This window comes from Paenibacillus dendritiformis, from assembly GCF_015845845.1.
GTDB classification, from domain to species: Bacteria; Bacillota; Bacilli; order Paenibacillales; family Paenibacillaceae; genus Paenibacillus_B; species Paenibacillus_B dendritiformis_C.
This window is the reverse complement of record NZ_LDIG01000149.1, coordinates 1-5,878: the sequence shown is the minus strand read 5'-3', so window position 1 is coordinate 5,878 and position 5,878 is coordinate 1. Positions and strand designations below refer to the sequence as shown.

The 5,878-nt window shown below is 41.9% G+C and carries 7 protein-coding genes; 2 read left to right on the top strand and 5 right to left on the bottom strand.

Annotated elements, in window-relative coordinates:
* A partial coding sequence (locus tag ABD76_RS14030; RefSeq protein ID WP_197257801.1) for an IS630 family transposase occupies positions 1-359 on the top strand: 359 nt, incomplete at its 5' end.
* Here the strand turns inward: ABD76_RS14030 and ABD76_RS14025 are convergent.
* The 5 genes from ABD76_RS14025 to ABD76_RS29580 all read right to left on the bottom strand — a co-directional run bounded on the left by ABD76_RS14025 (position 356) and on the right by ABD76_RS29580 (position 5,155).
* The gene (locus ABD76_RS14025) at positions 356-1,459 is read right to left on the bottom strand and encodes an MFS transporter (RefSeq protein ID WP_197257799.1); all 1,104 of its coding nucleotides are present in this window, start codon (positions 1,457-1,459) and stop codon (positions 356-358) included. The genes ABD76_RS14030 and ABD76_RS14025 overlap by 4 nt on opposite strands.
* Complete coding sequence (locus ABD76_RS14020) at positions 1,422-1,961, bottom strand: ATP-grasp domain-containing protein (protein WP_197257797.1); 540 nt, start codon at positions 1,959-1,961, stop codon at positions 1,422-1,424. Before ABD76_RS14020 ends, ABD76_RS14025 begins: the two co-directional genes overlap by 38 nt.
* Positions 1,962-2,290: 329 nt before the next feature.
* The gene (locus ABD76_RS14015) at positions 2,291-2,860 is read right to left on the bottom strand and encodes an ATP-grasp domain-containing protein (RefSeq protein WP_197257795.1); all 570 of its coding nucleotides are present in this window, start codon (positions 2,858-2,860) and stop codon (positions 2,291-2,293) included.
* A complete protein-coding gene (locus ABD76_RS14010; protein ID WP_197257793.1) occupies positions 2,857-4,095 on the bottom strand; it encodes an ATP-grasp domain-containing protein in 1,239 nt (412 codons plus the stop codon). Before ABD76_RS14010 ends, ABD76_RS14015 begins: the two co-directional genes overlap by 4 nt.
* A gap of 10 nt (positions 4,096-4,105) precedes the next feature.
* The gene (locus tag ABD76_RS29580) at positions 4,106-5,155 is read right to left on the bottom strand and encodes an enolase C-terminal domain-like protein (protein WP_197257791.1); all 1,050 of its coding nucleotides are present in this window, start codon (positions 5,153-5,155) and stop codon (positions 4,106-4,108) included.
* A 152-nt stretch (positions 5,156-5,307) separates the two neighbouring features.
* On the opposite strand from ABD76_RS29580, the gene ABD76_RS14000 reads away from it, so the two are divergent.
* On the top strand, positions 5,308-5,878 hold a 571-nt coding region (locus ABD76_RS14000), incomplete at its 3' end, for a transposase (RefSeq protein WP_197256826.1).

Genomic DNA, 5,878 nt, shown 5'->3' with positions numbered 1-5,878 from the left:
CAGCAGAAACGTTTCTCAAATTCTTGAACAAAGTACTTGAAGCATACCCTTCAGGAACCATTACCATGATTCTGGATAATGCCAGAATCCATCACGCCAAGCTACTCGAGCCGTTTCTGAAAGAAAACAAGCGACTGACCTTTGTCTTTCTTCCGCCGTACAGTCCGCAACTGAATATTGTGGAAGGACTCTGGAAGTGGCTCAAAGCGGATGTCGTGAATAACGTCTTCTACCACACTGTAGCTGAGATACGGAAGAATGTCTGCTCTTTCATGAATGCTGTGATGAAAGAACCTCAAGCAATCATCGACCGTCTCTGTGTGCGGATGGAGTCTGATATAGTAGTGGATATTCTTTAGTTCAACTTATATAGATAGGAGCTTCTTAGATGACTTGGAGGAATCTCTCCCAAGTAGGCTTGATAAATTGGTATGAAGATAACCTCACCTATAACGGAGATCAACATCGCCAAAAAAAGTAACCAGGGATTAAAACTGTAGGAGATCGTAACATAACCAGCCACAAAAAGTAAGAGACCAAACAACAGTATGACCTTCTCATCCTTGGATTTCATTAACTTTACTAGTAAAATCGAGAACAGAATTACACATACAGTATTCTCTGTACTTAAATAAGCAAACAACTCTAAACCGCTCACTTCCCATGATAGAGGGTAGAGTCGTGTCACCGGCATCTGTTCCGTGATACGCAGGGCCATGAAATTATTAAAATGCCCTTCTAGAGAAAACATAAGCATTCCCGCTAAGATAAAAAGGATAAAACGTTTGTCTTTAATGATGATGTTGTAATTTCTGAGCAGATCTTTATAACCGTCCTTCTTCCCACTCTGCTCCTCAGGTTTATAAATCTCAGTCATAAATATTTTGGTAATAATGATAGAGACGACTGCTGACAACGTGAGAAAACAGAACAAGAGGAATAGATGCTTTTCAAACAATTTAGCTCCAATTATTCCGCCTACGGCAACCGATAAATTCGTGCTCCAATATAGGATGCTATACATAAATTTCCGTTCACTTTTGGTGTGAGTAGCATCTAGCAGCATAGCTTCGGAAGCAGGACCATAGATACCTGAACAGACGCTATGTACCATAAAAAAAACCAATGTCACATATATAGAGTGATACCAAGGTGAATTAGAGATTGCCAGCATCAGAAAAGCCACGATACGAATGACGTCCGAGATGAGTAATAACTTTCTCCGCCCTATGCGATCGGCATAGTACCCCCCGAACAAGCTTACGATTAGATTGCATACGATTGCAATCGATAGGACAAGGCTCGCATTGCCAAGTCCTATCGCCCGAGAGAAATAAATCGTCATAAATGGAAATACCATGTTGGAAGCTAGTGTGTTAAAAAATACAATTACTATTCTTAATTTAACATTGGGATGTAGTTTAGAGAACTCCATTTGTTGCCTTCTCTTCTTCGACATCTATTAGCTTCCATGTCGTATTTTCAAGAATCCATTCATAGATTATCTGATTTCTGTCTTTCAGTTCTTGCTCATTGTTGCCCGATATAAGGATAACCGCAATGTTATCAACGCTGCTGCTGGCACCTTCAAAAGTTTGGCCGATCTTCTCTTTTTTTGTGGACAACTCAAGAGCCCACTCATAAGGTGGATTTTCATTAATGGAAACGAAAGTTCCCACTTGAGGAGGAACAAAAAGAAATCCTGCCAAGCGGTCTTCCGTCTCAACACAATTTGTCGGTATGCCGCACTGAGCTCTGACTGACTCTCTTAAGATATCTATGCCCGTTGCATATTTCACAGCCTCAACAATCTTTCCGCCACCGACTCGGCTGGCAATTTCGCAGAAAACGATCTCATCTGTAGATGTGTGAAAAAATTCTGCATGAAATGCAATTGCATGGTCCGGAGTAGGTAAAGAGCATAGTACGTTGTGAACCGCTTTGTTTAAGCGTTCAAACATGGGATTATCCCGCTGCAACATAATAGACCCTAAGTACATGTTACTGTGAAAAGCCAAACAACCATTAATGTACTTTGAAGGACGCGAGACTATTAGCTTATTGTTAAGGTATAGTCCATCTACATGATACATTTCGGATCCTCGCTATACGTTGTGGGAATAGTGTCGTTTTACCAGATCGATAGAGCGATTTGACATGGAGCCTCTGCGGGCATGAGTACTCGCGAAAGCCGCGAAGGGTAAGGACTTCGCGTTGCTAACCAGCTTATCATGCCCGCCCCTCCATATAAAATCGCAATCTAATTACCCCATTCAGAGTAGCGAGGAAGCTACATTTCCCCATCAACAAAGGATTCGATTTCCATGTTATGGGTGACGGGATTCAATAAGAACTTATTGAAAGAATCCTCATCTTTCATAACTTGGACACCGACAGAAGCAGCTCCGTCGACAGGTTTGATTACGAATGGAAATCCATTCCCTTTTTTGAACAACAGAATATCGATGACATTGTTAATTCTCTTGAACTTGGGAAGTTTTATTACTTCTGAACAAGCTTCTTTCATTGTAATTTTATCCCTGAATGCGAGCGCACTTTCAATATTTTGACCGTCTAATTCAAGAAATTCTCGAAGCTGTGCAGCTCTCAATAAATCAAACTCATGCGTAGCAATGACATAATCAATTGGTTTTTTCTCATGCATCTCAAGGATGGATGCTAACACCAACCCACTGTTGCTGAAGTTTTCTAGTCCGATAATTTCTGAGAAAAATTCCGGATTAAACCCTTCCATTCGCTCTTTTCTCGTCAATAAAATGAACTCACCTTCTACATCTTTTAAATGCTGCTCATAGTCGCACTTCTTTTGCGGAAACTGATTGATGATCACGGCTCTCATTTAACGGCACACTCCTTGTTTTGATTTAATTCATCTCCCTTTTCCCATACAGTTGACTGTTCAAACCAATCGTATAATTCATAGATTCGCTCCACAATCTGTCTCTCCGAGTTACCCTCTACTAAAAAACTCCCTACAATATCCACACTCGAATGAGAAATGCTGCATTCTTGGTTAATCTTGGCTTTAATGAATGACTTAACTACCCAGTCCGCGTATTTTTCATTAGGGAAGTTCTTAATAATTCCCTTCTGCGAAGGTATCAATAGAAATCCACTGGCATTCATTCTTTTCTTTTCTTTGTAAAAATCGTCTAGACGAGCCAATTTGGTTTGAGCTAATGCAACCCATTTATTGATATCGAACCCAAAACTATATTGAATCGATTCCCGTATTAGTCCCCCGCCGGTACGGCTCGCAATTTCGCAAAAAACCAATTCATCATCGGGAGTATGGAACACCTCTGCATGGAACGAAAAACTGTCTGGAATAGGCATTGCATCCAAAACATCAAGGGCAAACCTTATCAGGCGTGGAGTAAGCGGATTCTCATCATCCAGCATGTAGCTTCCATTAAACATCCCCTTTTGGAACGCCAGACAACCGTTTATATATTTGGAAGGATTACAATGAACAAGCGTACCGTTAATAAAGAGCCCGTCGATGTGATACATATCCCCCTTGACAAATGTCTCCACTTCCATATTGGGATCGAGTCCATTCTCAACAAACTTCATCAGTTCATCTTGGTTGTGCAATATGGTCGTATTTTTAGAAGCAATTCCATCAATAGGCTTTACCACAACTGGATATCCATGTTTACCAACAAAGGAGTATATATCTAGAGGAGTTGAAATTGACGAATAGGATGGAACCTTTAACCCTGCTTTTTGCACATAATCCTTCATGATTCCCTTATTGCGGAAGGCAACAGCACTCTTAAGATTTTGTCTCTCTATCCCAAGGCGCTCTCTAAGTTGTGCTGCACGAATGAGATCAAACTCAGAAGTAGAAAGAATCGTGTGGAACTTATGGGCGTGATACAATTCAAGTCCCCGAATTTCAACACCGCCATTTACCTCATAATTTTCAAATGTCTCAATCACCTTATATTTATCGCATTCTTTCGCTCGTTCTGGCGTGGTAAGCATCAGTAAATCTTCTTCAAGTTCCTTTAGCCAGATGTCATATGGTGATTTGAAATGTTCGATTTTATTGAGAATTAAGATGCTCATTTGATCACCTCTACTCGATGTTTTCTCGCAAGAGAGAATCCATACTAACCGCATGGGATAATGTAACCCCGAGACCTGCACCATCCGGGATAATTAAATCCCCTTTATGGATGGTAAGGCCGCTAAATGGATCCGACTTTATCGACAAATGGCCATCAAGATCCAAATAGTCTGCGCCCCCCGCCAAATGAGACATTGCAGTTACTCCAAGAGTGCTTTCTGTTTTGCAGCCCAGCATCACTTTAAATCCCAAAAGACGAGCAGCTTGTATAATCTCTTTTGCTTTTCGAAGTCCTCCACATTTCAACAGCTTGATATTTATTACATCTGCACATCCTCTTAGAGCAACTAAATCTTCTATCTTTGAGAAATCTTCATCTGCAACAATTGGAATGGGCGACCGCTGCCGAACAACTCGCAATTTGTCTAGTGAGCCTGCACGAATAGGCTGCTCCAGCAATTCCACGCCATAATTGCTGAACAATTGGGCATTCTCGACTGCTTCTTCTACATCCCAAGCCTCATTTCCATCAATCCATATACGGCCTGTATAGATTTGTCTTAAATGCTCTATGATCATAGGATCACTCATGCTGGTCATTTTTAATTTCAAAATAGGCCAATCCGTGAGGTACGAAGCCCTATGAAGTAATTCTTCCCCATTCTTTGCGCCAATTGTAATGCTCGTTTGGGGACGGGATAAATTTGATAACCCCCACATGAGACCGACTGATTCGTTTTTAAGTTTGCCGGATAAGTCATGGAGTGCCATGTCTAATGCCGATAAAATTTTTGGATAGTCAGACAAATAAGTTCCTATCACGAGAAGCATACTGTCCAAATCAAACAATTCCACATCTTTCAAAATAGTTGAGCACCTGCGAAGATTTGCTTTAACTTCTTCCGTAGAAACACCTATCTCAGCAAGCATTGTTCCATATCCTATCTTTTTGTTTGCAGATAAGCCAATTACGAATTGTCGAACGGAATGAATCGTGCCTTTATTGCTCGTAAAACTCTTATTGAGTTCGATGTTCATTTCCGCGATCCATATTCTCACGAATCTCACACCCCGGTTGTTTATTGCATACTAAAAATGCCTAGAATTGCAGCGTAAAAATGCTCAAGTTGAATGCAAAAAAGGCACTTGTCAGCCCCTTAAATTCCTCCTATCGTTAGGTTTGCGAGAACTTGACGAAGGAGATGGGAAGGATGCTGAAAATGCCTCAACAACACTATATCAGATTTTTACGCGAAGCAGAAGGGTGCTCGATCCGTGACATCGCCAGACAGATGGGCATTCACTGGAGAACCGCGAAGAAGTACGCAGATCAATCCAACTGGAACGAATCGATTGGTAAAAGAAAGAGTAAAAGCCCAGTTATGGGGCCGTATATGGAGATCGTGGACACATGGCTGGAGGAAGATCGCCTGCTTCCCCGGAAACAGCGGCATACCGGGATACGGATCTACCAGCGGCTGAGAGATGAACACCAGTTTACAGGCGGACAACGAACCGTTTTGGCCTATGTCCGGAAGCGAAAAAACGAAATGGAGCTCGAACGCGCTAAAACCTACGAGCGGTTGGAGCATCCACCGGGAGAAGCACAGGTGGATTTTACGACCATGCAGGTCAGTCGAGCGCAGCAGCTACTCACCTACAAGTTGCTGGTGATCTCCTTTCCGTACAGTAATGCTGCATTTGTATACCCGACACCGGCTGAGAATCAGGAATGCTTTTTAGAAGCGATGAAGCAATGTTTCGAGCAGATGGGAGGCGTCC